The following is a 1,700-nucleotide window of genomic DNA, read 5'->3' as shown; positions in this document are numbered from 1 at the left end:
AATGAGATGTTTTTAGATATATTAAAATTAGGCATAAAAGATATATTTAAATATAAACGTGAATTTCTTATTTTAGAACTTGTTATTATGATAATAACTCTAATATCTATATCATCTTTTGGCTCCATGATTTCTGCCTTTGAATCTGAAAAATTTGAAACCTATTATTCTGCTGTCCCGATATCTTATGATCAAAAAGAAAAAGATAGTATTATAAATAGATTAGATTCTATTTTTAAAAAGGGTGGATATACTTATTTTTACTCAAATTATGTAAATACAAAATTTGATGTAGAAGTGTTGGTATTAGTTGGAAAATATGAAGATAGGTCTGAGAATAATATAATCTGGTGTGTTCATAAAGAGGATTTAAGAAAATTAAAAAACAGTTCATTAGGGAAGATTGAAATTATAAATTCAAGAAAAATTAATGAGAAAAAAATGGAACTTATTGGAATGGAGAATTTATTAAAAGATAAGAGTGTACAGCTTATAAAGTTTGAAGGCGAAGAATTTAAAAATTTGGTAAATTATCAAATTGCAGATATTGAACTCATAGCTTTATCAAAAGATGCAAAGTTGGTAGACGGGATAGATAATAATGATGTGCATAAAGAATTTGAAAAAGCTTTTGAGAATACTTTTTTACATTTACAAAAGGATAAATTTTCAAATATTGAGGAAATTAGTTTTGTAAAGAGATTTATGTCTGTTTATATTATTGTTAGCATAATGGTTGTTGCTTTGGGGATAGTAATTGTAACTAAACATATATATGCAAAATTACACAGAGAGTACATTATTCATTTGATATGTGGAGCAACAAAGCTAAATATTTTTATAAGAAACTCAATATTTTTGATGTTTTTAATAGGCATAAATTTTTTGTTTATGGGTTATTTAAATGCTTTTCATATAGATGCGTTATTTATTATTAATATTTTCATCTCATTAGTATTTATAATAATTTTTGAACTTATTACTTTGAGAATTTTAATAAAAGAGGATTTAAGTATCAAGTTGGAAGGGGAATAGAAATGTTGGAAATAACTAATTTAGTTAAAAAATATAATGAAAATTCTAGTTCTGAACAAATTGTATTAAATGATTGCTTTTTTAAAATAGAAGAAGGAGAGAAAGTTATTATAACCGGAGAAAATGGCTCGGGGAAGACAACTTTGTTAAAAATTGTAGGATTATTGGACAAAAACTTTTATGGCAAATATCTAATAGATGGCAATAATATAGATAACTTATCTAATAGAAAAATAGCAGAGCTAAGAAATGAGATGTTTGGTTTTATTTTTCAAGAATATAATCTCTTGGAAGAAGAAACTGTTTACGAAAATATAGTAATACCACTAATATATTCAAAAAATACAATAGATTAGAGAAGAAGGACAGAATTTATCATGTTTCTGAAATTTTAGAGATAAAGGAGTTTTTAAATAAGAAAGTTAAATTTTTATCCGGGGGAGAAAGACAAAGGGTAGCTATAGCAAGAGCTATAATAAATGACCCAAAGGTGCTCATTCTTGATGAACCCACAAATGCTTTAAATCCAAGATTGAAAGCAAAGGTGATATCATATATAGAAAAATTGGGAAGTGAAAAGAGTTTGATTTTAGTTACTCATGATTACTCTTTAGTCGAATTATTTAATTGGCATCACTATGAAATAATAGATGGGAAGTTAATTA

The 1,700-nt window shown here is 25.5% G+C and carries 1 protein-coding gene and 1 pseudogene; both read left to right on the top strand.

Annotated elements, in window-relative coordinates; genetic code table 11:
- Nucleotides 1-1,035: hypothetical protein (locus tag HMPREF9129_RS11810; RefSeq protein WP_004823415.1), on the top strand; the 1,035-nt coding region annotated here is incomplete at its 5' end.
- Between the two features lie 2 nt (nucleotides 1,036-1,037).
- Nucleotides 1,038-1,700, top strand: a pseudogene (locus HMPREF9129_RS12875) (ABC transporter ATP-binding protein); the annotation flags it as partial.

The organism is Peptoniphilus indolicus ATCC 29427 (assembly GCF_000227315.1).
In the GTDB taxonomy this organism is placed as follows: domain Bacteria; phylum Bacillota; class Clostridia; order Tissierellales; family Peptoniphilaceae; genus Peptoniphilus; species Peptoniphilus indolicus.
Note: the sequence above shows the minus strand (reverse complement) of the source record. Positions and strands in the feature narration are given on the sequence as shown.